Consider the following 25,996-nt stretch of genomic DNA (forward strand, 5'->3'; position numbering starts at 1 on the left):
GTGGGAGAGTGAAAATGAGCTATGGGCGGATGGGAGTTTTTACTGCAAAAGGAGGGCGATCGCGCTTGGTTGCCCCTAGAACCACCCTCGGCGGAAGTTTTGGAGGGCAGTTACCGCTTGATGGCGCGCTGTCCGGTTGCCGAAACCTCGGTGGAAGTGCAAATTACCCATCTTTACGATGATCAGGGGGTGCCCAAGCAGCGCTACCAACGCCGCACCCACCGCAGCAGCTCCACAGGACTCATGGGTATTCTGCCCTTTACGTATTTGCAGGCGGGGCGTTGGGAATTTCAATGCCGTGTGGCCCAAGACGGGGTGCTGGATGCAGAGGTGTTTGCGATCGCCCTTGATGTCCTTGCCCAAAGCGAAGAGTGGGATTTGCCGGCACCAGAAACCTTGCCTGCGGTTCCAGAGCAACCAGTGAAAGCTGCCGACCCCCCTAAGCCGCAAGCACCCTCCCCTGCTGAGCTGCCCACGACGCTCATTGAGCTGCCCCAAAGTGCCTATACGATCTTTGCCGATGAAACGCTGGTTTTAGAGGGCACAGTTGCCGTTCCCGGTACGGTGGTGATTCGTTTGCGCAATCCCGTCACGCGCGATGTGGTGCAGGAGCACTCAGTGCCCGCGATCGCCCGCGAGGGGAAATGGGGGTTTCATTGTACACTCACCCCCTTGGCCGATTATCCAGTCATGGTGGGGGAAGCCCGCCTCCTGCCCAACCAACCCCTAGAGCACAGCGATCTTCGCCAAGTGCAAGCCTTTATGGTCACGGTGTTACCGGCACCGGAGATTCCTGCCGTCTCTGCGCCCCGCCAACCCGCCCCATCTAAGAGCGAAACACCCGCTGGCCCGCAGTTGCCCATCTTAGGGGATAGGACTCTCGAACCTGTGCCAGTGAGCGGCTTTTCCCTACCGCCCCAACTGAAGCCTGTAAAAGCCCCTGTTGTCGTGGATTTGCCTAGCTTTTGCCAGCCCCTATCTGCCGTTACCGTACCGCCGCCTCGGGATTTGCCCATTGATCGCCAAGAGCGATTTTGGTCGCGATTGCAACAGTTAGCGGAATTAGCGCCCCCCGTTGAACCCACACCGCCAGTATCCACAAATCCTGAGAGTCCCTATCTATTGACCCCCCCCCAGCTCCTGCTGTCACCGGAGCCACTGGTATCGCCGCTGCACCTCAAGGTGAATTTGCCGGCAACACAACGGGGTTGCTCTGTGAAGGTGTGGATCACCAATGGCGAAACAGGAGAGTTAATTGCTGGCCCCCGCTGGCTCGTGGAGTTTGATTTTTATCGCTATGGGGACTACTGGCAAACCGTCCTTCACATTGACGTGCCCGCGAGTGTGCGTTCCATTGCCCTGATGGCGATCGCTATTGACCCCAAAACAGGCGCGGAAAGTCCGACGGTCACCCTGCGGCGGCAGCTCCAAGGGGCCTAGCTTTCGGGTTCGGGTTGTGTTTCTGCCCGCTCAAAGGCTGGACAATAGCCCTCTGGTGCCACTTTGAAGTTGTAGAGCGCAGAAGCCTCATTCCAGCAGCGCTGACCCCGATAAAACTGGCAATTAAAACAGCTCTCCTGATCGGGGGCGATCGGGGTCGATGCCCCACCCAGCACTTCCTTGGGGGTCATACCGCGAATCAGTAATTGCTCCCCCTGCCATGAGGCAAGGACAAAGCCCGTATCCGCCAACCGTCGCCAGCGTGGATCTGTGGTAATAGAAGCGGGTAGGCGAATCATCGCTTCATCGTTCCACTCACTCACCTCCCCCTCATAGGCCAGTTGCACCAACGAACTCGGCGTCGAAAGCGTCAGTTGGCCAATGGGAAATTGAATCGTTGAGCCACTGGTGGGGGTGTGCAGATGGTAGCGGTTGCTCAATTCATTCAGGCTGGCTAAATCGGCAAGGTAGTTGGGGTCGCCGTGGATAAGCACCACATGCTGCGGGCGAATATTGTGAATCAGTTGCGTCGTTGCAGGGCCATCGGCATGGAGGGAAAGTAAAAACGTATCCACCTCTACATTGGGCAAGCTGGCTAAGGTAGGATCACCGCCCCGAAAAGGCTGACCATAGCGCAGACGTGGATAGAGTACCAGCCAAGGCCGTTTCCCCTGAGCTAGGTAGGGACGCAGGTCTTGATCCTCCTCCACAAGGACAATGGTGGGGGCTGCGCCTCGAATTTGCGCCAAATCGCTTAAGGGCTGCACTTGGGGTTTGACCCGCTGATCCCAAAAGAGGGACTGGTGTTGGGCAAAATTTTGAATGGCCGTGGGTAAATGGGGCAACACCGTGAGGTAGGCATCACAGCCGCGAGCGATCGCTGGCGTGACCCAAATTTGAATCGGCTGTCCCGTAAAAAGATGATGACTGCGCAGTAGGATGAGAATTTCTTGAGCGGTACCGAGGGGCGGCAGCGGCAGTAGGACATTGTAGCCTTGATCAACCGCCGTGCGGATGCGTTCTGCCAGTTGGTTTTCCTGTTGACGGCGGTGGGGATGACGCGCGGTGCCCAAGCTGGCCTCAATGATCAGCACATCCGGCTGCAATCCTCGCAGATCCGCAAGGGGTAGTCCTTCCGTAAAGCGAGTATGGGACAGGAAAAAATCCCCAGTATAGACCACGCTCAGGGGCGGTTGCTCTGGGTTGGGGTCTTGGTAGGTGAGGGCAAAAACAGCAGCCCCCGGTAAATGCCCTGCAGGAAAGAGTTCGGCGGTCAGGCCATCCCCAAACTCAACGGGCGATCGCCAAGGCAAAGCACGACAGAAAGGGGGAACCGTTTCATGCGGCCAATTGAGGGGCAAAAGCTGGGTCGTGACCTCACTGGCATAGATGGGAATATGGGGAAAACGGCGATGGAGTGCCAATAGACTCTGGGCATGATCCGCGTGGGCATGGCTACAGAGCACCAAGTCAAAGGGATGCTGTTCAATTTCATCAAGGGGCAAAACATCAAGGGACGGCACACCACAGTCCAGCAAAATCCGATAGGTGCCAATTCCTAAGCCAATGCACACCCCCTCATCTGCGTGACCCACCCCATAGTTGAGGCACTCGATCATGAATGACGAACAGTCACCCTCCTTGGTTAGCTTTAGTGAGCAGAACCGTTGCCGTGGTAGTTATCGGTGTCGTAGAAGCCATTGCGGGTGCCAAAGACCAAACACAGCACAATAAACACCGGCGTAATGGCCAGTAGAATGGGTTTCACGTTAATAGCAACGTCCATGGCTGCACTCCTCGCTCTTGTCAACTCAGTCAATGGTGTCTTCTGCTACTCAGTGTATCGTGGATCATTGGGGGGCATGTGCTGATTTTCTCTCCTCAAAGTAACGCAACTGCCGCCAACCCACAAAATTGGCATAGGGCTGGCGATCGCCCATGCATTCTGCCACGTGTTCTAGGGGCGACAGGTGCTTCGGTTCTGCCCCCGCCAAGCGTTGATAAAGCGCCAGATCAGAGGCGGGGTCACTGCGTTGGCCATCCCGCAGATAGTAGGACACCCGTGCACAGCGAGCCACGGACATGTACTTACACTCCTCAAGGCTATATTGCTCGCGCTCACTGGGATCGATATAGGGAAGGTGCCAATCCCCCACCGCCACAGGTGTCGGTTCATGGGTTTCCAGCAAATGCTGAATCAGCTTAGCCAAGGCTTGCATTTCGGGCTGGGCATCGGGGTGGTTGCGCAGGCGCAAAAAATTATCCCACTCCGTGCTACTCACCACCGTTTGCATCCACAGCCACGGCTCCAGCATGCGGTTCACCACCTGCTTGTGAATGCCTAGTTCATGGAGTTGGCGTGCCCCCTCAAGAACCGCGAGGCGGGTTTTCAGCCAAATTTCCTTGGCAGCCTCCTTATGTTCACTTTCTTGGCGCGCCTGCATCCCCCGCTGGTTTTTTCCCCAATGGTAAGGAATGACCGGGTTGTGTTCGACTTGCTCCATCATTTTGGCCACAGGCACCGCTCGCGAACTAGCGGAATTACGGGAAAACACGCGATGGGTGAGCAGTTCACTATGGATAAAACGCGGGTACGTCAGTTGCAGCGTCACCAAGCGCACCCCTGCTGGCGAAATTGAATCGGCAATCACACGCCCGTCTTGCATCTTTGTCTCGTCTGAATCTCTTGAATCTCTGCCTTTTCTAGGCTAGTGCAAGGGGAACACTGTCCGCGCGATTCGCAACCGCAAAGCGCGTCAACCTTGATGCTGTGGCACAGTGGAACTAGACCTGTTGTGGATATACCTTGCCATGTATGCGGTTGTTTCTCCAGCCAAAATTATTCTTCCCCCCGGCAGTGTCCTACGCATGCCCGGTACGTGGCAAGATTACTGTTGCCTCCGCAACAGCCGTGGCGATGGTTCGATTCCCCGCATCAAGTTTCGTCGGGGGGAAATTTTGCTCATGAGTCCCTTACCCCGTCATGGCCGCGAAGCGAATATCGTTGCCGATGTTGTCAAAATTTTGCTGGATAGTGAGGAGCGCAATTACGAAGCCTTTACGCCGATCACCATGGAGATTCCTGAGATGGGTGGCATTGAGCCTGACTATTGCTTCTATATTGACAACTGGACGGCAGCCGTCGGCAAAGACCGTATTGATTGGCAAACCGATCCGCCACCCGACTTGGTGATTGAAATTGATGTCACCACCTATACGGCGGCTGAGGACTACCTTCTTTATCGTGTTCCTGAAGTGTGGCTTTTTACGTCAACGGGCTTGAGCATTTATGCTCTCGATGGCCAGACCTATGTCCCTCGATCCAAAAGCCGCTATTTTCCAGACATTAACTTAGTAGCGTTGATGAGTGCTGTCCTCGAAGAGGCGGCAACCCAAGGCACAGGGGCTGCGCTGCGACGGTTGCGGCAACGGTTCGCCGGTCAATAGCAAATTGTTAAAGATTTCTTTCTCAGGTGAATGGAGTTTTGTAAGATCATCTAGGTGCTATGTTTTTTCTAGCATTGCCCTTCAAGTTTCGAACTCAATTTATCCACTGAAAATTAAAAAAACTTAATTAATTGGCTGAGTAGTGCGAAACGTTTATGCAAATCACGCATCAAGTTGCTGGTCTTCCCGAGTCTCTCAAGCCATACGTCCAGATTGACCAGTGGGGGACAGTTCCCGTTGTTCTAGGACACGGTTTTGGTACCGATAAAAGCGCTTGGGATTACCTAATGCCTTTCTTCCCTGAGGGCTTCACCTATATTCGCTATGATCTTGCAGGCTGTGGCTCCGACGAAGACACGTTGCGCCGCTACGACCTGCAAAGACACAGTCATTTGTATGGTTATGCTGACGATCTCATTGAATTACTAGATAGCCTTGGTGTCCAATCCTGCATATATGTTGGTCATTCCGTCAGTTGCATGATTGGCGCAATTGCCGCGATCGCCAGACCTGACTTGTTTCGACGACATATCTGGCTCAACCCCTCCCCTTGCTATCTCAAAGATGAGAATTATCCCGGTACCCTCACCCCCGAAGACCTACAGGCCATTTATGACGCCATGGTCACCAACTACCAAACATGGGCTGCGGGTTTTGCTCCCCTGATGTTTGGCCTGACCGAGGATCACCGGCTAGCTGATTTTTCAAAAACCCTCTTTCGATTGCAGCCAAGTGTTGCATTGCGCACACTTCAGGTCATTTTTGATTCTGATACAAGGGCGTTTGTGGGCAAAGTCTTTCAACCCGTGCACCTCATTTTCAATCGTGACGACTTTGTGGTTCCCCAACCTGTGGCACTGTGGCTGCAGGGGAAACTGCCAAATAGTACACTTGATTGGATCGACGCGCGAGGCCATCTTCCCCACATGACTCATCCTGAGGCCGTTGGCTCTTTACTCAAAAAATATATAATCCATTCTGATTAGGGCATGCTCAAAAGTTTGCACGAACACCTCGCCCGCCAACTTCTCCCTACTCCCGATGCCATTACAGCATTTTGTCATCTAGTTGCTAATTGGTCGCAGTCTGAGCTTGTCTTAGCCTTAACAGTCGATGAACATGGCAATCGGGCAGAGATTATCACCACAACCAGCACCAGCCGATTTCCCAACGTCGAAATTATTGCTCCGTGGCCAGATTTGGTTGAGGAGGCTGTCATTGATATCACGCCTTTTCTAAAACTGCCTTCTATCTTTTTCTGCCTTTTGGATAAGGTTGAGCGAATCGTTTATATTCCCTGCGGTGAGCCAGAGCAGTGGCGGCAAGGGTTGCTATTGGTGAATCCCGTAGAGGGGCTGCTGTGCCAACTCGCAGAACAAAAAGGCTACATTGCAGCTCTTTACCGGCAACTGTTGGCTCATCATCGCCAACGGCAAAACAGCTTCATCTTTGAAGTGCAATTCCAAGATATTTTCGACACCGTGCCGCTGGGCTTGGTTTTGATCAAGGGGGATGGCTCTACAGCGATGGTTAATGCCTATGCCAGTCAATGGTTGCAACTGCCAGCCGGAAGCCATCCGGTTCAGATTGTTGCCGAGCACATGAAACAAGCACGCCAGAGATGCGATAACCGCGATGAGTTAACCAGAATTTTTCAAGGGCTGAGTGCCGATGCCAACTTTAGTGCAAAGGGGGAGTGTCTGATGGGCGAGAAAACCTTCCTCATTGATACCCACCCCGTGCGAGGCGACAGTCGGCTAGGGCGTGTGTGGATCGTTTCTGACATCAGTGATATGCGCCAGCGAGAGCAAGCACTTTTGGCCTTGGCTTGGTTGGATCCCTTGACTGGGGCGTTTAATCGCCGCTTTCTCTTGAGTCGGGTTGAGGCTTATCAGTCCCAAGCAGCGACAGGGGACGCGCTGCTAATCGTCATGATTTTCGACATTGATCACTTTAAGCGCATCAACGATACCTATGGGCATGATCAGGGCGATGTGGTTCTGCGCACATTGGCGGCAAGGACAAAGCAGGTGATAGAGGCCTGTAAAGATAGTATTTTGGTTCGCTGGGGAGGCGAAGAATTTGTGCTGTTGTTTTTTGCCACCAATGAAGACCATGCTAAATCCGTTGCCGAGGAACTTTGCGCTGTGGTGAGAAGCCAACCAATTGAACTAGGGGATCAGCAGTTTTTGACTGCAACCATTAGTTTGGGTGGCACGCTTTTTCGACCCGGTGAACAGGTGCTCAGTAACTCGATTCCTCGCGCGGATCAAGCCTTGTATAAGGCGAAACATGGGGGGCGCGATCGCTGGGTTTGGGCATGACACTTTACCCCACTGACTGGGATGAAAGCTCAGAAACGATTTGTTAGAGTAGCGGTGTCTAAAGGATGACTTGTACACCAGTTAAACTTGCATGACCTCCCCACGGTTTAGTTTTAGCGGCTTGGCGGTGACCCGCCACATCGGCACCCTGATGCTGACCCTGACTGTCATTGTGTTGGCGGTCTTTATTCTCATGCGGCTGCAAGTGGATTTGTTGCCGGCGATTACGTACCCGCGCATTGGGGTACGGCTGGATATTCCGGGCGTGGTACCTAGTGTTGCTGTTGAGGAGGTGACCAAGCCCCTTGAGGAAGCCCTGAGTCGCACGGAGGGGGTGGTGCAGGTCTATTCGCAAACCCGCGAAGGTCAAGTCAGTATTGATTTATTTTTTGAACCCGGTGGCGATGTCGATCAAGCCTTAAATGAAGCCACTGCTGCTTTTAACCGTGCCCGCAGTAGGTTGCCGGATATTATTGAGTCGCCGCGCCTCTTTAAGTTTGATCCGTCGCAATTGCCGGTCTATGAGTTTGCCCTAACCTCAGCAACCCTCAGTGGCCGTGAGTTACGGGTCTTTGCTGACGAAGATTTGGATCGAGAGCTGAGTGTTGTCCCCGGCGTGGCGGGAGTCGATGTCTCTGGGGGGACAACCGAAGAAGTGCGAATTCTTGTGGATCTGGATCGATTGCAGGCCACGGGGGTGGGGCTAAATCAAGTTTTAACTGCTTTGAGCGATCGCAACCAAGATGTCTCAGGGGGACGCATTCGCGGCCAAACGGCAGAACCCCTAACCCGTACAGTGGGACGGTTTCGTAATGCCAGTGAAATTGAGGAGGTGATGCTGACGGGTGCCAATGGTCAGCGAGTCTATCTGCGGGATGTAGCGCAAGTCATAGATGGCAGTGCCGAGCAACGGGTATTTGTGACCCTCAATGGCCAACCTGCCGTCAAAGTCAGTATTCTTAAGCAGCCGGAAGCCAATACGGTGGAAGTGGCTGATGGTATCAAGCGCCGTTTAGCCGAGTTACAGGCAGCCAATCTCGTGCCCCGCGATGCGCAGATCATTCCTGTCCTTGATGAGTCGGTTTATATCCGCAACTCCCTGAACAATGTGATCACGGCAGGCCTGACGGGAACCCTGTTGGCGGCGATCGCGGTACTGCTGTTCCTTGGCTCGGTGCGGCAAACCCTGATTATTTTGCTGGCCATTCCCCTGTCAACGATGGCCGCGATGTTGCTGATGGGGCTATTTAACTTCTCCCTCAATGTGTTTAGCTTGGGTGGACTCGCCCTTGGGGTTGGCATCGTTGTGGATAACGCCATTGTGATGTTGGAAACCTTGGCGGATATTGACCCCCACCCCATGAGCCAAGAACAGTACCTTGAGGAGGTAAAACGGCGTAGCCAAGGCATCGAATCAGCGCTTTTGGCCTCTACCCTCACTAACTTGGTCGCTATTTTGCCCTTTTTGTTGCTGGGGGGCTTGATTGCGCTGCTCTTTAATGAGTTGATTCTAACGATTAGTTTTGCGGTTGCCGCATCGCTGCTGGTGGCACTCACGGTCGTGCCGGCCTTGGCCTCCCGCCTTTTGGGGGTGCCGGTGCAAAATCGCCTACGGCAGGTCGCGTTTATTCGCCTTTTTAATGAAAAGTTCCTCTGGCTGACGGGGCGCTATGAATGGGCCTTGGGGCAGGTGCTACGGGCACGCTGGCTGGTGGTGGGGCTGGCGATCGCCCTTCTAGGGGGAGGCAGTTGGCTTTTGGCTCAGCAACTTCCCCAAGAACTGCTGCCGCGCATTAATACGGGTCAAGTCAACCTCATGGCCATTTTTCCACCGGGAACCCCCCTGCCCACCAGTCGGCGGGTCATGGCGGCAGTGGATCAGGTGCTGATGGCACAACCGGGCACAGAGGCCGTCTTTACCACAACGGGGGGTGCCCTCTTTGGCACGAATACAATTGCCAATCCGCTGCGAGCTAATAGCAACATCATTCTACGGCGTGGGGTGAATGTGGATCGCTACATTACAGAAGCAACAAAAGCCCTTGATCAACTTAACCTCGTGGGGGTGCGGCTGCGCTTGAGTCCCGGCCAAGTGCGCGGCATTATTCTCACCAACTCACCTGTACGCGGTGCCGATGTGGATGTGATGCTGCGGGGCAGTGATGAGCAGACCCTCAACCGCTTTGGTCGCCAAGTCCTCCAAGTCCTTGATGAAAAGGCCACATTGGTGCGCTTTCGTCCCGATGTAGATCCTCGCCAGCCAGAAATTGCAATTCTGCCGGATTGGGAGCGCGTCAGTGAACTGGGGCTGAATACCCTCAACCTTGGCCAGACGATTCAAACCGCCTTGGAGGGGTTTGTGCCCACCCGCCTGCAACGGGGCGATCGCCTAGTGGATATTCGTGTCCAACTGGACAGTGAAAGCATTCAAACGCCCGCTGACCTGACAACGATTCCCCTTTTTACCGCCAATAACCGTCCCCTCCGCCTTGGGGATGTCGCTCGCATCGAACCCAGTCAAGCCCCCGGTGAAATCCGCCGCATTAACCAGCAGCAGGTCTTTATGCTAGCGGGCAATCTTGTTGAAGGTGCCAGTCTCAGTGCTGCCCTTGCCCAAGTGAATGACATTCTCAACGATCTGGAGTTTCCGCCGGGGGTGTCCCTAATGCCAAGTACGGCGGCTCAAGCCAATCAGCAATTGCAACAGGCCTTAGTGGTCTTGGGTAGTTTGGCGGCCTTTCTCGTGTTTGTGGTCATGGCGGTACAGTACAATTCGCTGCTTGACCCCCTAGTGATTATGTTTACCATTCCCTTGGCCTTGGCCGGTGGCATTTGGGGCTTGTACCTGACACGGACGGCCATTGGCGCCACGGTCATTGTCGGTGCCATTTTGCTTGTGGGGATTGTCGTCAACAATGCCATCATCATGGTGGAGTTGGCGAATGAGATTTACCGACAGGAGGGCTGTAGCCGTAGCCAAGCCATTCGCAAAGCTGCCCCTGCCCGTCTGCGCCCGATTATGATGACCACGATTACAACGGTGGTGGGGATGTTCCCCTTGGCATTAGGGCTAGGTGAAGGCTCAGAATTTTTGCAGCCCCTTGGCATTGTTGTGTTTTCTGGCTTGGCTGTGGCAACACTGCTCACCCTCTTTCTTATTCCCTGTTTTTATGTGATTCTGCACGGCTTTGAGCGTATCGCCCAGCGCAGTCTTCCTGAGCCATTACCAGCACCAGTCGTTCCCCCCACGAGTCCCTCCCCTGAGGAGCTTCAGGAACGCTAAGCTGTAGGCCAACATTACTGTTTAGAGTGGTAGTGACGCCTCTGCCCAAGTCCTGCCGATGACTGCTGTTGACCCGCTTGCCGTTGGCCAACATACTCTCCTTGAGGTACGCCAACTGAGCGTGTTTTACCGCAATCAACCGCTGCTCAGCAATGTCAGCCTCACGATTCAGCCGCGCCAACTGGTGACCTTGATCGGTGCCTCTGGGTCTGGCAAGAGCCTACTGTTAAGCTGTTTGAACCGCTTGATTGAACTTTTTCCGCATCTCCATGTGACTGGCGAAATTCACTATCGGCAGCACGCCCTCAAGGAGTGGAATGCGTTGCAACTGCGCTGTCGTATGCCGATGATTTTCAGCAGACCGAGTCTCTTTCCAACATCAATCTATGAAAATGTCGCCTTTGGTGCTCGGGTGCATGGCTATCAAGGGGATCTCGATGCCCTTGTGCAATCTTCCTTGGAACAGGTGAATCTGTGGCAAACTCTGAAGAATCATTTGGGCGAGCCGGCACTAGAGCTATCCCTAGAGCAGCAACAACGCCTTTGTCTGGCGCGGGCGATCGCCCTGCAACCGGAGATTCTGTTACTGGATGACCCCTGCAGAGGGCTTGATACTACTGCGACCCGCCGCATGGAGGAGTGTCTGTGCCACCTCAAACAAACCTACACCCTGATCATGGCAACCCATCACCTACGACAAGCAGCGCGGATTTCCGACTGGACAGCCTTTTTAGCCCTGCAAACCAATCCTCAGGGACAGACAGTGGGTCAACTGATTGAGTACGCTCCCACGCGCTTACTTTTTCAAAGGCCACAGCATCCCTTAACCTGCGATTATGTCAGTGGTCGTTTCTAATCATTCTCACTGAGCAGCAGTTTGGCAATGAACCCGTATAGAATTGGGGTGTAAAAGCTAACCTAAATATAGAGGCAGCTAGCTTTTTTAGCTTTACTCTGGGAAGTAGAGAGAAACGATGGGTACCTTAATCTTAGGTTGGTTGGATCGGCAGTGGCATAGGACATCATTTCTATGATGATCTGTTCCGAGTGTTTCCATCCCAATCCCGTTGGTGCTGTTCAATGTGAAGTGTGCTTTTCGCCCATGCCCAGTATGACTCCTTGTCCAAATTGCGGTGCCCCAGTTCAACCAGACGCTAGTTTTTGTGGCCAGTGTGGTTTCAATCTGCGTCGCCTTGCCGTCAGTGCACCCCCAATGCCAGAGGTAATGCAACACACAGCCAGTGCTGCACCAACCGTGGAAGCCGTTGCCCATCAAGGCCGCCTGACAACGCTACCCCCGCCGCCCCCACCACCGGCCCATGTCTTCTCGGTTGAGATTGCCACCATTGAAGCCAAGCTGATTCATGTGCAAACTCGCACAGAACTGCAAATTCCCACAGGGCGTCCCGTCATTCATATTGGCAAGCCCAATGATCGGATTCCCCCCGATATTGATGTGGCTGGCTTTCCCAACTCAGAAATTGTCTCCCGTATCCACGCAGATCTGCGGATTGAGGGGAATGCCCACTATATTGAAGATGTGGGAAGTGCTAATGGAACTTACATTAACAATACTCCCCTTTATCCGGGCAATCGTCACCGCCTGCAATCGGGCGATCGCATTGCCTTAGGCAAGGGAGATTTAGTCACTTTTATCTATGAACGCATCTCCTAGTTCTTTAGAGTGTATTCAGGTACGAAGAGGCGGTTAGACAACGTGATTACATTGACATTACTCCATCCCGTTCAAGCCACCCCAGTCCAAAGCTGGACCTTTGAGAATGAAAATGTCATCCGTATTGGCCGAGCAGTCGATAATCACGTCGTGCTCTATAGCGCGGTGGTGTCGCGTCACCATGTGGAACTCCGTCGTAATGGCTTGCAATGGGAAGTGGTCAATCTTGGCACCAACGGCACCTATTTGGATGGCAAACGTATTCAACAGGCAACCTTGATGGATGGTGGCATCCTGCGTTTGGCTCGCTCTGGACCCAATATTCAAATTCGCCTCGGTTCTGATCAGCGTCCCACCACTCCCAATGTCCGCATGGAAACGGTGCCCGAAGGTCGCTTGGTGGATGTTGAGAAGGGCACCTATTCAGGGGAAGAAGAAGCCATCGGTACAGCCGCCGAACCCACCTCCCGTGCTGAAGAAAGCACCCCCACCACCAGTAGTAGCAGTGCCACCGCCCAAGCGGAGGAAGAGGCTGAGTTTGCGGTGACAGGCCAACTACCGGTTCATTTACTCAGCGAGTGGCGTGCTCCCCCCGATTGCCAGCACAACCATGCCCAAGAGAACGATGTTTTTTGCATTGACTGCGGTGTGCCTCTGCGCGTCTGGAAAACCCTCGGCAACTACCAGATTATTCGTGCCCTTGGTCAAAGCAACATTTATTTGGGCTGGCGCAGTGGCTTAACGGCGGTGATTAAGGGACATAGTCTTGCGGCGTCACGCAACGAAATCCGTGCCTTTCAGCGCCAAGCGCGGCAATTGTGCAAAATCGAGCATCCGGTCTTACCCCAGTTTTGGGAGGCCTTTCAGTGCGGCAGCGATTCCTACTTGGTCTCAGAAATGATCTATGGCCAATCCCTAAAACAGCGGATTCAGGATCAAGGGCCAATGAACGTGATTGAGGTCAGTCGTTGGCTGATTCCTGTGTGTGAATTGCTTGAGGTGCTGCACCAGCAAGCCCCCCCTGTGTTGCATTTACACATTCGTCCCTCCAATCTCATTCATCCCTACGTTAAACGGGAAACAACAGAACTCGTGCTTGTGGGCTGGGGCAAAGCATCCGTCTTAACCTCTGACTCAGGGACATTTATTGGGACAGTGGGCTATTCGGCGCCAGAACAGCAGGAGGGAAAACCCGAACCCGCTTCCGATCTATTTGCCTTGGGGGCAACGATGGTGTACTTGCTCACGGGCTATGAACCAGAAACCTATTTCCGCTGGGGCACCCGTGAATATCGTCTCTATGCCGAGGACATTCCCCATTTGGATCCACTGATGGTGGATTTAATTAACTGCTTGACCCATCCTGATCCTCGGGAACGCTATCCCAACGCCGCCGAAGTCAAGAAACGCTTGCAGGAAATTGCGACGATTACCCCCGCCGTCTCTTCAAGTGCCTCATAGAACATCAATTTTCACCAAACACTTGCACGCTTCCAGAGGGCATCAACACTAACCGCAGTAAAATCGGGCGATCGCCCCCCAAGGGACTCGCTAGAGGACTTTCCCGCAGTGGAATGGGCGTGCGATCAATAAAGCGAACGGCTGCACCATTGAGGGGCAGCGCTTGAGCAAGGGTGCCATCGGGGTTGAGCACAATGCGGTATTCCAAACTCGTGTCTAAACTAGCCGGTGGGCGCCAACGGTCTTGAAAATAGGTTTTCACCTCCCGCAGGGTGGTTGCAGGGACGGGGGTGGTTTCGGCTGGAGGGGTGATCATTGGGGCAGGTTCAATACCGGCGGGCGCGCGGCCAGCGGGAACTTGCACCACCACGTTATTTTGATCAGGGGGTTGCGGGGGAGGTGCCTCTTGGGCAACAGGGGGCGGGGGTGGCACGATCGCTGGGGGCGGCATTTCTGGCGGTGAGGGCAGCGGCACAAGGGTAGATGTTTCAGGGGCAGCTGGCGGCGGGCTAGGTAGGGGAGCCAGTTGTGGGGTTTCCGCAGGTTCTGGCAATTCTGGCAAAGGGGATGGCATCGCTAGGGGAGGCAAGTTAGGTTCCTCACGGGTGGCCTCAGAGGAAGTGACGACCATTGAAGCGGGAGGGATGAGCCAGCGTTGGGTAACAAGGGTGAAGGCAGCAACCACACCCACGGCCACCGCTGCACTTTTGACCCAGATTGGGATTTGAGCAACAGTTGATTGGGCGCGCTCCACCAGTTCCGGCAACGGCTCCATCACGGCAGACCAGTCATCAAGAACCGTCACCAAATCGTATAGTTCTGTCAGTTGCAGAAGAATTACCCGCCCATCGGGTAGATGGAGTTCATGTTCGAGGGGCGATCGCGATCGCAGGACAAAGCCCTCTGCGGTTACTTCTGTCGGTGTTTGGTGATGACTCAGGAAAGCCTCAATATACTCGTTGACCAGCGTTTTGAGTTGATAGAGCTGGCGATCGTTGCCCTCAAAGCAGAGTTTTTCTCCGACAGCCAGTGTAAAGTGGAGCGATCGCACCGGCGCACGGCGCAGCTTCTGACTGAAGGGCAAAAATTCAGCAGCAACATCCAATTGGCAGGTGGGTTGAGAGTAGCTGAGGGTGGTACTCATTAGACATCGGAATGGGGAAACAGGGTGGGCAATTCAGGAGCTGGTGCAGGTATTGGTTCAGGTTCCACCAACGATAGTGAGGGGGGCGCGGGAGTAGTGCGTTCTAGCAGGGTGATCCAAAGGCGACGTGCCCCTTGGGGCGTACTGTAAAAGAGCAAATCCACGAGTAAATCTAAGGCCAGTTGTGCCAATTCACGACCATCGCTGCTGTTGTCGGCCATTCGCTCTTGATACAAATTGGTGAAGCGGTCAATGTAATCCCCGAGAATGGGTTCTAAGTGGGGCGGGCGACCTTGACTCGTCTGCTGTTGCCAGCGTTCAATGGCGGTGCGGATGGTTTGCTGGTGTTGCTGCGCTAAGCGGGTGCAGATCAAGGCCAAGGCACGGGCTTCATCCACATCCAATTTGCGTCGCCCATTACGACCTCGCCGCAGGGGACTTGATTGCCGCAGTCGCCATAACCCCACGCGATCGGGCAAATAGGCCTCAAACCCCATGGCTTCTGCCAATGCTAGTACCTCTGCCGAACCCACATGAGCCAAGGCTTCGAGACTCAGCAAAATCAGGTCAATTTGTGCCTTGATGGGCAGGGAAGAGGTCATCGTGCCACCTTATGCAGCGGTTAAACCCAACATTGCGCGTAACGTCAATGCCACAAATGTGAGGAGTCCCACCATGAGGCCAATAAGGGCGATCGCGCTCAGCGGACGCTTCAAAAGAGGCACCAATGGCTCAACGACATTCCACACTACGCCCAATAGAACCGTAACAAAATACCGTTGGTAGCGCAGGACATTTTCCCAAAAGCCATCCATTGATTGATGCTCCTAACTTGGTGACGCCAGTGGGCTTGAAATTGCTTTCATGATACTACTCCTGCGGAGACTCTAGGGAAGCACCACCCTTGGCCTATACCATAGGCACATAACTAGACGGCAGCACAAAGCCCTCCCGACTCACAACGGCACGGGTCAGTTCTTGGTAGGTGTGTTGCAACTGCTCTAACAGGCCTAGAGGAATAAGATGAGCACCCTCAAAGGCAGCAATCAACTCGCGGTAGTACCAAAGAACCCCCTCTCGACCCGCCTGAAAACGTGCCCAAACATCACCACCAATGTTGCCATAGTCTCTAAGAATGCACAGTAGGTTGTGCAATTTATCACTGGCGGAGACCAGTTGAGTGTCGCGATCGGCAGTGGTGCCCTGTTGGATGTGTTTGATATAGGCTAGTTTGCGAGTTGCCCAAGGCAATTTTGCATCTCCTTCTAGGGTATTGGCCACTGAATCAGAACAGGCGCGGACAATTGCAGCAACGCGATCGCCATAACGCTCACGAATAGCCTCTAGGGTCAGCAGTCCCCCTTGATCTTCAACAGCATCATGGAGCAAGCTGGCGATCGCCACATCCTCATCGGCACCATACTCAAGGGCGATCATTGATACTGCGACTAAGTGGGAAATATAGGGCACATTTGATCCCTTGCGCGTTTGTTCACGATGCAGAACAGCGGCATACTCCAAAGCATCGAGATAACGTAGAGAGGGCATCTGCTTCACCTCAAGCATCTATTGCTATTGTGCAACAGCTCTTTTCTGAAATGTGGCGTACATGAAGGGGATGCGATTCTCTTCTGTACCAGTTTTCAGAGTTTTGAGTGTCTTTGGCAGCAATACGAACTCGATCAAGACATTGGCCGCAGTTGCCAAGACCCTGATTTCTTTAGCATTTCCTTTTGGAAGAGTCGGGTGGCTTCCCAAGTTATTTTTATCAAAGGGGCGGTGAAACCGTTGATTTATTATCCCCACTGGATTCCAATTACTTGTATGAATGGTGACATTCTGCGATACATTGACCTTGACCCCGCGCCCACAGGGACGATCGGGCAGATGATCGAGGTTTGTGACGAAAACTGTAGCTATGAAGTTCTTGCTAATTCCTTTGAAGAGTTACTCAGTCACGATGCTCAGCAGTTGATCGCAGGTGACTATCAATTCAATCCAGAGTATGAAGAAGTCATGCTTCAAACCCCCAAAAATATACTGGAGTGGGAAATGCCAGACTGGCTGGCACGCTTGGCTTAAGGGAGAATCACCATGCACTTGTCATATTTAGATCATATTATAAAGATTTGTTAACAAATTGAATTGCTTATTGTTGTCAAGGATAATTTTGTTAGATGTGCCTCTGAGCGCGCTCCCTGCATAGCGGCTTCCCATGGGCAATGAAGCAAATACGGAACAGAAAATTATCCTACCGTTGCTCAAGCAGTGGGGCTATCAGTCTTCTGAGTATCAAGCCAAACCTCGAATTGGAAAGGGCTACCCTGATTTTTTGGTGACCTTACCGATGGCGGGCGATCGCCCCCTGAACTATCTGATCATTGAGGTGAAAACCCCAGTGCAGTCCCGGCTGACGGGTGGCCAGCAATTGAGGTACTACATGGAAGCAGCGCAGGCTGTTTTTGGGTTACTCACCAATGGCCGAGAATATCACCTTTTGTATCAAAATCCCCTTAGAGAACCACTTCAGCCGGTGACATGTGCTTCAGGGATCCTCGATAAACAAACCATTCAGAAACTGACTAAAATTTTACACCGCTCTGCAGCCGCTGCTCTAGTGACTGCCTTAACCCAGCAAAGGCTCAAAGTCTATCATTATTTTGAAAAGGCACTTGCAAAGAGTTTTTCTATCTCCTCAACTGCTTCTCAGGAGTCACCCATGATCATTACCGTCTTTAATCACAAGGGGGGCGTTGGCAAAACAACGCTAACCCTCAATCTTGGTGCTGCCTTTGCCACGATGGGTAAGCGAGTTCTCTTGATTGATATTGACCCACAGTCCAACTTAACCATTGGCGTCGGCATTAACCCCCTCAAAGATGTAGAAGAGCAAGGCAAGAAGGATATTGCTGACCTATTGCTAGAGCCAAAGGTTGGCCTAGAAGATGTGGTCTATCAAAGAGCTTGGGGCAACCTACACCTTGACATTGTTCCCGCCCACATTCGCCTAGCTGACAAGGAACCCGCACTCATCAGCACGATTGATATTGATCGGGTATTACAACGAAAACTCAAAAATCATGGCTATGACATTGTGCTGATTGATCCACCACCCGCCTTTGGTAAAGTCAATGCCATTGCTTTGATGGCATCTGATGGGGTACTCATACCGACGCAATTTGCTCCCTACCCTATACGGGCAATAGAGTACGTTCTAGCCCGCCTTGAGGCCATGAGGGATGCCATGGAAACTCCGCCTCGACCCCTTGGAATCGCTGTGAGTATGTATAATCGTACAACATCGGCAGCTAACTATGAGATGAAAGAGAAGTTGTCGACTATTCTTGAAAAAGCAGCCAATGGAAGACAGACCGTGCAAATTCTACCCGAATCAACATGGATTGCACACCGAGTTGTGATGTTGCGAGCCACAGAGTCTCAGCAACCGATATTTAGTAGAAAATTTTATGAAGAATTAGATCGATCAGGTAAAGAATCGATTGATGATTTAACGACTTCATTTGAAAATTTAGCTCGCTATCTTTTTACTCAGGCATCATAGAGTATGAGTCACTCCAATCGCATCTCAAAGCACCTCGGCTTACATCAGACACATCAGGGTCAGATTCATATTGATTATCTGACAATCCCAGAGACCTATCCCAAAGACTTATTCTCTGCTTCACCACAACTGATCCGTGAAGACTTAGACAAATATAAAACCAACCTCATCCCCCTCATTATTCGTCCAGTCACTACACCAGAAGGTGAGACAGCGTATGAAGTGGTCTTCGGCAAGGAGATAGTTGAATTTGCCCGTGAATTGGGTATCCATCAATTATGGGCATCAAGAATTGAGCTTGAAGATGAAGAAGTTCTAACCTTCCAAGAAAGATGCAAATCTATCTTGCAAATAAATTCTAAAGATGATGGCTCTTATTCACAAAAATCAGAGAGAAGTAACTTAGTTGATCAAGATTCCCAATTAGCTATGAAATTATTTTCTGAGTTACAGAAGAGCTTAAATGACCAAAATAAGGCTATTGTAAATTTTCTAGAAAAAATTTTCCAAGAATTGGATGATCTGAAAAGAAAATTTAGTGAATTGCAGCAGGATATCTCTAAAGAGACAAAGACTAATCCCAATCCACAAAAACAAAAATCTGTGCGCATCAACTCCTATAAAAGCGCTAAGAATCTTGCCAAGAGTGTTCCGAGGTTAGAGCTTAAAGAAGCTGAAAAAATTATTCAAGAAATTAAACAGGGTAGAAAATTTAAGTCTATTGATGAACTGAAGGCAATCGCACTATCAGGCCGTTGGGATGAAGTTAGCATCTCATTTGGGTAGAGCTTTCTGCAATACAGCCCTTGTAGTTATTGGATAACCCGCGGAGGCATGCAGGGTCAAACTGTTCGATTGATGAAGTGATTCGCAAGTATTGTGCTGGATGATATCTCATTCTCTATTGGAATAGCTATAAAAGTCGGTTTCATACAGCGTACTCATGGCTGGTGCGCCTCCATCTAGAAATGCAGGCAGGTTATCGCGTTTTTAGGGTGTGCAGAACCTGCTCAATATCAACGATAAAGATCGGGGGTAGCTCCTGATCTTCTTGACTACTGACCATGAGGGAACTGACGTTGTGAATACTCCCCCAGTGGAGATAGTTACTGGGAATAGGATGAATGGCATCCCGTGGAATGCGCTCAATCACGGGGGGTTCTATGAGGGGCAGGCCAAGCCATTCCCCTGCTAAGCGGGGCTGGAGAATGAGCAAAAATTTTAGCTTCTGGGTTTCTGAGGTTGAGAGGGGATCATCAAAGAGACAGCGGCCAATATCAATGACTAGAATTTCGTGATTTTCATAGGTGACAAGGCCAATCCCCCGCTGGTGGGGATCGCCATGAATAGGTGGTAAAGGAATGACCCGATAGGCCTGTGCCATGGGCACGGCAAACTGCTCTTGACGCACGATAAAGGTCAGGAACTGCTCTAAAACAACGGGTTGGCTTTGGCGGCGACGGCGGCTTTTAAGCATGGCGGATCAACTGATCAAGGGTGGCCAAGAGGTCACTTTCGCGGAAGGGTTTGCTAAAGTAGGCAGCTGCCCCTAGACGTTCTGCAAGCTGGCGATGTTTTTGACCCGTGCGGGAGGTGAGCATCATGACGGGGGTGTTTTGGCACTGGGGAATGCGGCGAATTTGAGTGAGGACGCCAAAGCCATCGAGGCGGGGCATTTCAATGTCGCAGATAACAGCGTTGACGTGTAGCCCCCCTTGGAGTTTATCAATGGCTTCCTGACCATCTTTGGCCTGCTCAACCCGATAGCCGGCTTTTTCGAGGGTACTGGCGAGAAAACGCCGCACGTTTACTGAATCATCAACCACAAGGACGGTGTCTTGGCTAGGGGCAACGGGGCTAGCCACAGGGGCATGAGAACTCTCTTGTTCTGCCCAATTAAAGAGGGCAAGGGGATCGAGTAGGGGGACAATGCGGCCATTCCCTAAAATTGTGCAGCCACTAAAACCCTTGGGCAGGGCTAATTCGCCTTCGACTTGGCGAATGGTGACTTCCTGCTCGCTCCAATAGCGATCGACCCGCAGGGCAAGGGCACTATCCCCTTGACTGACAATCATCAGGGTTGGTTCGTTAATCGCCGGTGCGCCCTCCATTTCCACGGGACGATAGGGGCGCTGAAAGTGGAAAATCTGGGTGAGGTCAATTACAGGAATGAGATAGCCTTCCCAGTCAATTAGGGTTGAGCCAAGGGTTTCGATGGGCGGGTAGCGATCGCCCAGCACCATTTCCTCGATTTCTTCGGTGGGTACCGCCAAGAGCATGCCAGTGGCCTCCACCAAGAGCACCCGTACCACTGAGAGGGTGTAGGGAATTGTAATTATAAATCGCGTGCCTTGGCCGGGGGTACTGTGGATCTGGATGTCCCCACGAATTTGCCGCAGATTGGTGCGCACTACATCCATGCCAACACCGCGCCCGGAGAGGCTGGTCACCTGTGAGGCCGTTGAAAAGCCCGGCTCAAAAATCAGTTGCCAAAGGTCGCGATCGCTCGCGGTTTCCAACCAGTCGCGGGCTAAGCCCAATCGCCGTGCCGTTTGCCGAATTTTCTCTGGATTTAGGCCTCGGCCATCATCCGCCACAGTAATAACGGTTTGGTTGCCGCGATAGGCCGCCTTTAGGGTAATGGTTCCCGCTGTGGGCTTACCAAGGGCTTGGCGTTCCTCTGCGGGTTCTATTCCGTGATCAAAGGCATTGCGGACAAGGTGCAAGAGGGGATCCGCCAACACACTCAACACCGTGCGGTCAATGAGAACGTGGCTGCCCTCAATCTCTAAGTTGACATTTTTACCATGCTCGCGACTCAATTCGCGGATTAGGCGAGGATAGCGGTTGGCCAGATCCGCAAAGGGGCGCATCCGCACTTGGGTAAACCGAGCTTGAAGTTGCTTGGCGGTGCGGTTGAGATCACGGCCAGTGCGTTCGGTGTCCTCTAGGCTCAATTCCAAATCGCTGGTGATTTCCTGCACTTGGACAATGGTTTCCATCACCTCTTGGGAGAGCAGATGCACATCGGTATAGCGATCGAACTCGAGAACATCGAAGCCATGCTGATTTTGGGGATTAAAGTGATGGGGGGCACTGACACGGTCATACTCTGTGCGCAGACGAAAGTTGGCACGCTCAAGGGCACGCACTTTTTGCTTGAGACCCACTAGCAGATCATGGAGGCGTTCCCGTTGTAAATCCAGACCATTACACTCAATGAGCAATTCCCCCATCAGATCACTCAGTTGATCCAACTGATGCCCCGGCACCCGCACGGTCATTTCCTTGGCTTCTTGGGGCTGGGGAGTTACTGGGGTGGTCTCAGCCTCTGGCGCAGGGGAAGGGGCTGCTGTAGGGGTGGGTGGGGGGGACAATAAATCACCTAAGGAGAAGGTCTCCACTTCAGCACTGGCAAAGTCCTCGACCCCTAATTCTTGATTGAGGTTGGCCAGCGGTAAATCAATAATGGTTTGATCCTCGTCCTCCTCTTCGTCATCGGTTTCCGGGATTTCCAAGCGCGTGGGCAGAGCGTCAAGTTGACCAGTGATCACAAGGGCTTGACAGCGTCGCCATTGCTGCACAATGTGGGCAGCCGCTGCGCTGACATCACAGTTGGGTTGCTCCAGATAGGCACTGACGGAGGCACAAAACTCAGCAAATTGAGGCAGTTCGAGCATTTGTCCGAGGCCTTCCAGTTCTTGGGCGGCGATCGCCAGCTCCTCTCTGAGGCAGGGTTGGCCGGGGGTGTCCAGAACAGTTTCCAAGCGTTGTAGGCAGGCTTCCACCTCGGTTTCAAAGAGAACCACCCGCATCTGCTGGCCATCATTGCCACTGAGGAGCGTCAAATCATCCTCCGCCGTGGGATCGCCCAAGCGTCCGTGCAACTCATTCAAAAGTGGCTCGACTTGGGTGCGCCACCAGCCCTCATTGGGGTTCACGCCTTGGCGATGGAGGGTAATAACTGCTTGCAGTTGATCCACTGCTTTGAGCAGGAGGTGTTGCACCTCGACATCGTCGCAGGGGCGCGATTTCAAGACCTTGAAGAAATCCTCAAGGCGATGCGCCAGTTCACTGAGGGACATAAAGCCCATCATCGCTGCCCCCCCTTTAATGGAGTGAGCCGCCCGCAGTACAGCATCAATCATCCCCGGCTGGTGGGAGAGTTCCAGTATCCCTGCTTCAATCGTTTGCAGGTAGTCCTGAGCCTCCTCGAGGAACTGGAGACGAATCGTTTCCTCAACGCCGGGTTCGGGCATGGTTATCCCTCAGCAGTCACCTTAAAGATGTTGACGGAGTTTTGGAGTTCTTGGGCCATGTCCACGGTGGCTTGCAGCGACTCAGAAATCTCTTTGGATGTGGCCGACATCCCCTCTGAGACCTTGGCAAAATCGCGCATCAACGTGTTCACCGTATTGGCGGTGCGGGCTTGGGAGACAGTAGCTTGGGAAATGGACTGCACCAACTCGTCAATGTGCTGCGACACCTGCACAATTTCTTGGAGATTCTGCTTGGTTACCTCCACAAGGCGGGTGCCTTCAACCACCTGAGCGGTACCTGTTTCCATGGCACTCACCACCTCATGGGTTTCCTGCTGAATTGTTTCTACGATGTGCTCAATTTCGCGAGTTGCCGCTGCCGATCGCGCCGCCAGTTCACCCACCTCTTCGGCAACCACAGCAAAGCCGCGGCCTTCTTCACCGGCACGAGCCGCCTCAATACTGGCATTGATGGCCAAGAGGTTGGTTTGTAGGGCAATCTGGTTAATCAGCGAAATCACCTTGGAAATCTGTTGCGAGGATTCGCCCAAGCGTTTCACCTTTTTGGCGGTTTCGGCCACGGTTTCCCGCAGGTAGAGAATGCTATCAACGGTGGCATCCATCGTTTCACCACTGATGACCGCTCGCTCTGAGGCTTTGCGCGCCACTGCTGCCGCCTCGTTGGCACTATTGGCCACGGATTCAATCGAGCTGGACATGGCTTCAACGGCATCTAGCATCCGCTTCACTTTCTTGGCTTGCCGCAGCGATTCTTCCGCCAGCTCAGTCATGGCTGTCTCATCCGCCAAGAGGGCGGTGTTCACTTTTTCCGTGGTGGCTTTCACTTGCACCACCACATCCCGCAGACTCTCAATGAGGGAGTTGAAGATGTCAGCAACGGTACCAATTTCATCGGCGGTGATGTCGGCCCGTACCGTCAGATCCCCTTGGGAGGCTGCCTCGACTTCGGTGAGCAGGTTAATCAACTGCATTTGAATGCGTTCCGTACGCTGCTGTTGCTCTTGGGCAAGGCGTTCGGCCTCTTTTTGGGCAGCGGTGGTCTGCTCCAGAAATTTGCTGCGCTCAAGCACCAGTCCGGCTTGGTTGGCCAACTGGAGGAAAGCATCAATTTCGGGCTGCTGCCACTGACGCGGCTCACTGCACTGGTGGGCAATTAAAAGCGCCGCCAATTTTTTCTCCACCAACACGGGAACGACTAAGTTGGCTCGCACCTTCAACGGAGCAAGTTGTTTGAGGTGGCAGTCTGTCAGACCCGCATTGAGAATGTCTGCTGTGGCTTGCACGCGTCCTTTGGTGTAGGCATCAACCCAATTTTGACGGAAGCAGGGATCGTCAATCACCTGTTCGAGGGCTTGGGGCCAGCCGACGGCTACAGACTCGGCAACGACTTTGCCGACATAGTTCTCATCAAATTCATAGAAGATCACGCGATCGCACCCCAAAAGATGGCGCCCCTCATTGACCAGATTATCGAGAATTTGCTGGCGATCGCTCTGCTGGGTTAAATGGAAAATACTATCGCGCAATTGTTGTGCCCGCTGAGCCGCCTGTTGGGCTTCAGTGAGGGACTGTTCTAGCCGTTCAGCCATCTGGTTAATCGTGCGGTTGAGGGTTGCCAGTTCATCATCCCCCTCCACAGGCAGACGGGTTTGGAGATCCCCTTCGCCAATTTTGCTCACCGCCTTGGTGGCTCGCAGCAGGGGTTGAATCTCGCGATCGCTGGCATAGATGGCAATTGCTGCCACCACAATGGCCGTGACCCCCACCCCTAACAGGAGGGTCCAAGTGAGGTTTCGCAGCGGTCTGAGCGCATAATCGCGATCCGTATCTAGGACAACCGCGGTAAACGGGTGGTTAGCACGGGCGTAGCTAGCAAACTGAAACTTGCCATCAGAGCGGCGTTGTTCAACCAGCGTGCCCACTGCGAGGTTGGTTTCCCACTGTTGACTGAGTTGGGGAAAGACTTCCGCCAAGGGTCGGCGCTGCAACTCTGGGATAGAGGCAGCCACGATTTTTCCCTGCGACCCTATCAGGTAAAAATTTTCATATTGGTTATGCTGATAGTCTCGCAAGGCCTCTTTAAGGCTACTTTTGGGTACCCGTAACCGCAGCACTGCCGTGATTTGCTGGTTTTGGGGATTGATCAGGGGCATTGCCAGAAACAGCCCGAAAGGACGGCTAGGGGCAGGCAGCGACAGCGTAGGCTCAAGCGTTAAAACCAAGCCCCGAGTTTGGATTGCCAGCTTAAAGTACTCGTGATTTTGGAGAATGTTGTTGGCTAGCTGGTTGCCTGCTGCAGATTGGGCAATGACAGTCCCTTGGCCATCGTTGGCAATGATGGCGGCACTGTCGAAACGAGCAGAGTTCTCAACAAACTCATTCAAAACCCCTTCCAGCTTGCGGCGATTCCGCTGCTGAAGTTCTGCAGTATAGTGCCTGTTTAAGAACAGACTGATAAGCCGTGCATCCCCTTGCCGGTCTTGCAGATACTCATTCAGCGCCCTTGCGGCATCCCCTACCTCCTGTTGTTCGAGTGAGATAACCTGCTCTATGAACTGTTGCCGTACCAGTTGATTGGCCACGAAGCCCACCCCCACCATGGGCAGTGTAGCCAAGACAACAGCATGGGTAATGAATTTTGGACGAAGACCCCAACCCCTGCGCCGTGGCGAAGGAGGCGGCAAGGGTTGTTCAGGGGATTTGCCGTTGGTGGTTGCTTTTTTCTCCTCTAGGGGAGGGAGTTGGTAGTTCAATACCGACGGTGGTAGAGGGGGAATATCAAGGGAGGGTTTGGCAGTGGTCATTGTTGGCACATCCTAACAGCATTAACAGCAGGGCTATCCGACATCAACAGCAAGAACACTTGAGCAAGACCTTTCGGCGATCGCTGCCCCATCAAGGATAAAGAACAACTCCTCTCCTAAGCGACAGCAGCCCTTGAGGTAGGGAACCAGCGCCGCGCTCACTGTACCCACAGGCGATTGAATGGCTCCCTCGGGAAGACGGACGATCCCCTGTACCTCCTTGAGCGCCAATCCTAGGTATCCCTTGGGGGTGTGCAGCAACGCGATCGTCAACACCGAAATATCCGCACCCAGTGGCTCCAAGTTGAGCAAGTGGGCTAAATCCAGCACCCAAACAATGCGGTTACGAAAGTTCAGCAGTCCCATCACCACTGCGGCCATATTAGGAATCACCGTGAGCTGTTGCGGTGGGATCACCAACACCTGCTGAATCTCAGTCATCGGCAGCAATGCCGTTAATTGGTCGTGGATAACCAAACGCAAATAGGGCGCCCCTTGGGGGCGATCGCGTAGCGTACCCTTTGGGGAATCGCCCCGCCCTTCACCATGATTCAACCAAGGTGCTGCCCCAAGCAT

At 53.0% G+C, this 25,996-nt stretch carries 22 protein-coding genes; 11 read left to right on the top strand and 11 right to left on the bottom strand.

Translation table 11 applies throughout. From position 1 onward, the window contains the following. Positions 1 to 21: 21 nt before the first annotated feature. Positions 22 to 1,440: a hypothetical protein gene (locus RHJ02_RS12715; RefSeq protein WP_206200473.1), complete on the top strand. Its 1,419-nt coding sequence runs from the start codon at positions 22 to 24 to the stop codon at positions 1,438 to 1,440. Here RHJ02_RS12715 and RHJ02_RS12720 read toward each other — a convergent pair. The 3 genes from RHJ02_RS12720 to RHJ02_RS12730 form a co-directional block, all read right to left on the bottom strand. Continuing rightward, on the bottom strand, positions 1,437 to 3,059 hold the full coding sequence (locus RHJ02_RS12720; RefSeq protein ID WP_310800287.1) for an MBL fold metallo-hydrolase: 1,623 nt from the start codon (positions 3,057 to 3,059) through the stop codon (positions 1,437 to 1,439). The genes RHJ02_RS12715 and RHJ02_RS12720 overlap by 4 nt on opposite strands. Positions 3,060 to 3,091: 32 nt before the next feature. Beyond that, positions 3,092 to 3,226, bottom strand: a complete 135-nt coding sequence (locus RHJ02_RS12725) for a hypothetical protein (RefSeq protein ID WP_255451743.1) — start codon at positions 3,224 to 3,226, stop codon at positions 3,092 to 3,094. Between the two features lie 64 nt (positions 3,227 to 3,290). Continuing rightward, entirely contained in the window at positions 3,291 to 4,106 is an 816-nt protein-coding gene (locus tag RHJ02_RS12730; protein ID WP_302677336.1) for an FAD-dependent thymidylate synthase, read from the bottom strand. A gap of 145 nt (positions 4,107 to 4,251) precedes the next feature. Between RHJ02_RS12730 and RHJ02_RS12735 the strand changes: the two genes are divergently transcribed. The 7 genes from RHJ02_RS12735 (at position 4,252) to RHJ02_RS12765 (ending at position 13,630) form a co-directional block, all read left to right on the top strand. Beyond that, positions 4,252 to 4,887 carry a Uma2 family endonuclease gene (locus RHJ02_RS12735; protein ID WP_310744634.1) on the top strand — a complete coding sequence of 212 codons (636 nt, stop codon included), beginning with the start codon at positions 4,252 to 4,254 and terminating at the stop codon, positions 4,885 to 4,887. Between the two features lie 155 nt (positions 4,888 to 5,042). Then, positions 5,043 to 5,873, top strand: a complete 831-nt coding sequence (locus RHJ02_RS12740; RefSeq protein WP_206200477.1) for an alpha/beta fold hydrolase — start codon at positions 5,043 to 5,045, stop codon at positions 5,871 to 5,873. 3 nt (positions 5,874 to 5,876) lie between these two features. After that, a complete protein-coding gene (locus tag RHJ02_RS12745; RefSeq protein WP_206200478.1) occupies positions 5,877 to 7,211 on the top strand; it encodes a GGDEF domain-containing protein in 1,335 nt (444 codons plus the stop codon). Between the two features lie 91 nt (positions 7,212 to 7,302). Then, positions 7,303 to 10,494, top strand: coding sequence for an efflux RND transporter permease subunit (locus tag RHJ02_RS12750; RefSeq protein ID WP_310743138.1), 3,192 nt, complete (start codon positions 7,303 to 7,305; stop codon positions 10,492 to 10,494). A 58-nt stretch (positions 10,495 to 10,552) separates the two neighbouring features. Next, entirely contained in the window at positions 10,553 to 11,350 is a 798-nt protein-coding gene (locus tag RHJ02_RS12755) for a phosphate ABC transporter ATP-binding protein (protein ID WP_206200480.1), read from the top strand. A gap of 174 nt (positions 11,351 to 11,524) precedes the next feature. Beyond that, on the top strand, positions 11,525 to 12,169 hold the full coding sequence (locus RHJ02_RS12760) for an FHA domain-containing protein (RefSeq protein ID WP_206200481.1): 645 nt from the start codon (positions 11,525 to 11,527) through the stop codon (positions 12,167 to 12,169). A gap of 42 nt (positions 12,170 to 12,211) precedes the next feature. Beyond that, positions 12,212 to 13,630 (top strand): protein kinase domain-containing protein, encoded by a 1,419-nt coding sequence (locus tag RHJ02_RS12765; protein ID WP_302678477.1) that lies wholly within the window; start codon positions 12,212 to 12,214, stop codon positions 13,628 to 13,630. Between the two features lie 4 nt (positions 13,631 to 13,634). On the opposite strand, the gene RHJ02_RS12770 is transcribed toward RHJ02_RS12765, so the two are convergent. From RHJ02_RS12770 to RHJ02_RS12785, 4 genes are all read right to left on the bottom strand, one after another. Then, positions 13,635 to 14,774, bottom strand: a complete 1,140-nt coding sequence (locus RHJ02_RS12770; RefSeq protein ID WP_310744635.1) for a DUF4335 domain-containing protein — start codon at positions 14,772 to 14,774, stop codon at positions 13,635 to 13,637. Beyond that, a complete protein-coding gene (locus RHJ02_RS12775; protein ID WP_149821313.1) occupies positions 14,774 to 15,376 on the bottom strand; it encodes a DUF3038 domain-containing protein in 603 nt (200 codons plus the stop codon). The genes RHJ02_RS12770 and RHJ02_RS12775 overlap by 1 nt, the downstream gene beginning before the upstream one ends. Before the next feature lie 9 nt (positions 15,377 to 15,385). Further along, positions 15,386 to 15,589, bottom strand: a complete 204-nt coding sequence (locus RHJ02_RS12780) for a DUF751 family protein (RefSeq protein WP_149821311.1) — start codon at positions 15,587 to 15,589, stop codon at positions 15,386 to 15,388. A gap of 94 nt (positions 15,590 to 15,683) precedes the next feature. Further along, entirely contained in the window at positions 15,684 to 16,322 is a 639-nt protein-coding gene (locus tag RHJ02_RS12785; protein WP_225901593.1) for an HD domain-containing protein, read from the bottom strand. A gap of 27 nt (positions 16,323 to 16,349) precedes the next feature. Between RHJ02_RS12785 and RHJ02_RS12790 the strand changes: the two genes are divergently transcribed. The 3 genes from RHJ02_RS12790 (at position 16,350) to RHJ02_RS12800 (ending at position 19,122) form a co-directional block, all read left to right on the top strand. Beyond that, a complete protein-coding gene (locus tag RHJ02_RS12790) occupies positions 16,350 to 16,856 on the top strand; it encodes an SMI1/KNR4 family protein (RefSeq protein WP_310822129.1) in 507 nt (168 codons plus the stop codon). 133 nt (positions 16,857 to 16,989) lie between these two features. Then, on the top strand, positions 16,990 to 18,336 hold the full coding sequence (locus RHJ02_RS12795) for an AAA family ATPase (protein WP_206200485.1): 1,347 nt from the start codon (positions 16,990 to 16,992) through the stop codon (positions 18,334 to 18,336). 3 nt (positions 18,337 to 18,339) lie between these two features. Then, positions 18,340 to 19,122, top strand: coding sequence for a hypothetical protein (locus RHJ02_RS12800; RefSeq protein WP_206200486.1), 783 nt, complete (start codon positions 18,340 to 18,342; stop codon positions 19,120 to 19,122). Positions 19,123 to 19,315: 193 nt separating this feature from the next. Here RHJ02_RS12800 and RHJ02_RS12805 read toward each other — a convergent pair whose 3' ends face one another. The 4 genes from RHJ02_RS12805 to RHJ02_RS12820 are packed head-to-tail and all read right to left on the bottom strand — an operon-like array spanning position 19,316 to position 25,996. After that, entirely contained in the window at positions 19,316 to 19,813 is a 498-nt protein-coding gene (locus tag RHJ02_RS12805) for a chemotaxis protein CheW (protein ID WP_206200487.1), read from the bottom strand. After that, positions 19,806 to 22,595: a hybrid sensor histidine kinase/response regulator gene (locus RHJ02_RS12810; RefSeq protein ID WP_310800289.1), complete on the bottom strand. Its 2,790-nt coding sequence runs from the start codon at positions 22,593 to 22,595 to the stop codon at positions 19,806 to 19,808. Before RHJ02_RS12810 ends, RHJ02_RS12805 begins: the two co-directional genes overlap by 8 nt. Positions 22,596 to 22,597: 2 nt before the next feature. Next, positions 22,598 to 25,420, bottom strand: coding sequence for a methyl-accepting chemotaxis protein (locus tag RHJ02_RS12815; RefSeq protein WP_310800290.1), 2,823 nt, complete (start codon positions 25,418 to 25,420; stop codon positions 22,598 to 22,600). Between the two features lie 33 nt (positions 25,421 to 25,453). Then, entirely contained in the window at positions 25,454 to 25,996 is a 543-nt protein-coding gene (locus tag RHJ02_RS12820; protein ID WP_310800291.1) for a chemotaxis protein CheW, read from the bottom strand.

Origin of the sequence: Thermosynechococcus sp. TG215 (assembly GCF_031583455.1) — a bacterium.
Taxonomy (GTDB): domain Bacteria; phylum Cyanobacteriota; class Cyanobacteriia; order Thermosynechococcales; family Thermosynechococcaceae; genus Thermosynechococcus.

Bases quoted from the DNA above. Each gene is read 5' to 3' on its own strand.
- RHJ02_RS12750 (WP_310743138.1), top strand. From the start codon at position 7,303: ATGACCTCCCCACGGTTTAGTTTTAGCGGCTTGGCGGTGACCCGCCAC.
- RHJ02_RS12775 (WP_149821313.1), bottom strand. From the start codon at position 15,376: ATGACCTCTTCCCTGCCCATCAAGGCACAAATTGACCTGATTTTGCTG.
- RHJ02_RS12780 (WP_149821311.1), bottom strand. From the start codon at position 15,589: ATGGATGGCTTTTGGGAAAATGTCCTGCGCTACCAACGGTATTTTGTT.
- RHJ02_RS12730 (WP_302677336.1), bottom strand. From the start codon at position 4,106: ATGCAAGACGGGCGTGTGATTGCCGATTCAATTTCGCCAGCAGGGGTG.
- RHJ02_RS12785 (WP_225901593.1), bottom strand. From the start codon at position 16,322: ATGCCCTCTCTACGTTATCTCGATGCTTTGGAGTATGCCGCTGTTCTG.
- RHJ02_RS12820 (WP_310800291.1), bottom strand. From the start codon at position 25,996: ATGCTTGGGGCAGCACCTTGGTTGAATCATGGTGAAGGGCGGGGCGAT.
- RHJ02_RS12815 (WP_310800290.1), bottom strand. From the start codon at position 25,420: ATGACCACTGCCAAACCCTCCCTTGATATTCCCCCTCTACCACCGTCG.
- RHJ02_RS12800 (WP_206200486.1), top strand. From the start codon at position 18,340: ATGAGTCACTCCAATCGCATCTCAAAGCACCTCGGCTTACATCAGACA.
- RHJ02_RS12715 (WP_206200473.1), top strand. From the start codon at position 22: ATGGGCGGATGGGAGTTTTTACTGCAAAAGGAGGGCGATCGCGCTTGG.
- RHJ02_RS12770 (WP_310744635.1), bottom strand. From the start codon at position 14,774: ATGAGTACCACCCTCAGCTACTCTCAACCCACCTGCCAATTGGATGTT.
- RHJ02_RS12720 (WP_310800287.1), bottom strand. From the start codon at position 3,059: ATGATCGAGTGCCTCAACTATGGGGTGGGTCACGCAGATGAGGGGGTG.
- RHJ02_RS12745 (WP_206200478.1), top strand. From the start codon at position 5,877: ATGCTCAAAAGTTTGCACGAACACCTCGCCCGCCAACTTCTCCCTACT.
- RHJ02_RS12810 (WP_310800289.1), bottom strand. From the start codon at position 22,595: ATGCCCGAACCCGGCGTTGAGGAAACGATTCGTCTCCAGTTCCTCGAG.
- RHJ02_RS12760 (WP_206200481.1), top strand. From the start codon at position 11,525: ATGATGATCTGTTCCGAGTGTTTCCATCCCAATCCCGTTGGTGCTGTT.
- RHJ02_RS12805 (WP_206200487.1), bottom strand. From the start codon at position 19,813: ATGCTTAAAAGCCGCCGTCGCCGCCAAAGCCAACCCGTTGTTTTAGAG.
- RHJ02_RS12740 (WP_206200477.1), top strand. From the start codon at position 5,043: ATGCAAATCACGCATCAAGTTGCTGGTCTTCCCGAGTCTCTCAAGCCA.
- RHJ02_RS12735 (WP_310744634.1), top strand. From the start codon at position 4,252: ATGTATGCGGTTGTTTCTCCAGCCAAAATTATTCTTCCCCCCGGCAGT.
- RHJ02_RS12795 (WP_206200485.1), top strand. From the start codon at position 16,990: ATGGGCAATGAAGCAAATACGGAACAGAAAATTATCCTACCGTTGCTC.
- RHJ02_RS12725 (WP_255451743.1), bottom strand. From the start codon at position 3,226: ATGGACGTTGCTATTAACGTGAAACCCATTCTACTGGCCATTACGCCG.
- RHJ02_RS12755 (WP_206200480.1), top strand. From the start codon at position 10,553: ATGACTGCTGTTGACCCGCTTGCCGTTGGCCAACATACTCTCCTTGAG.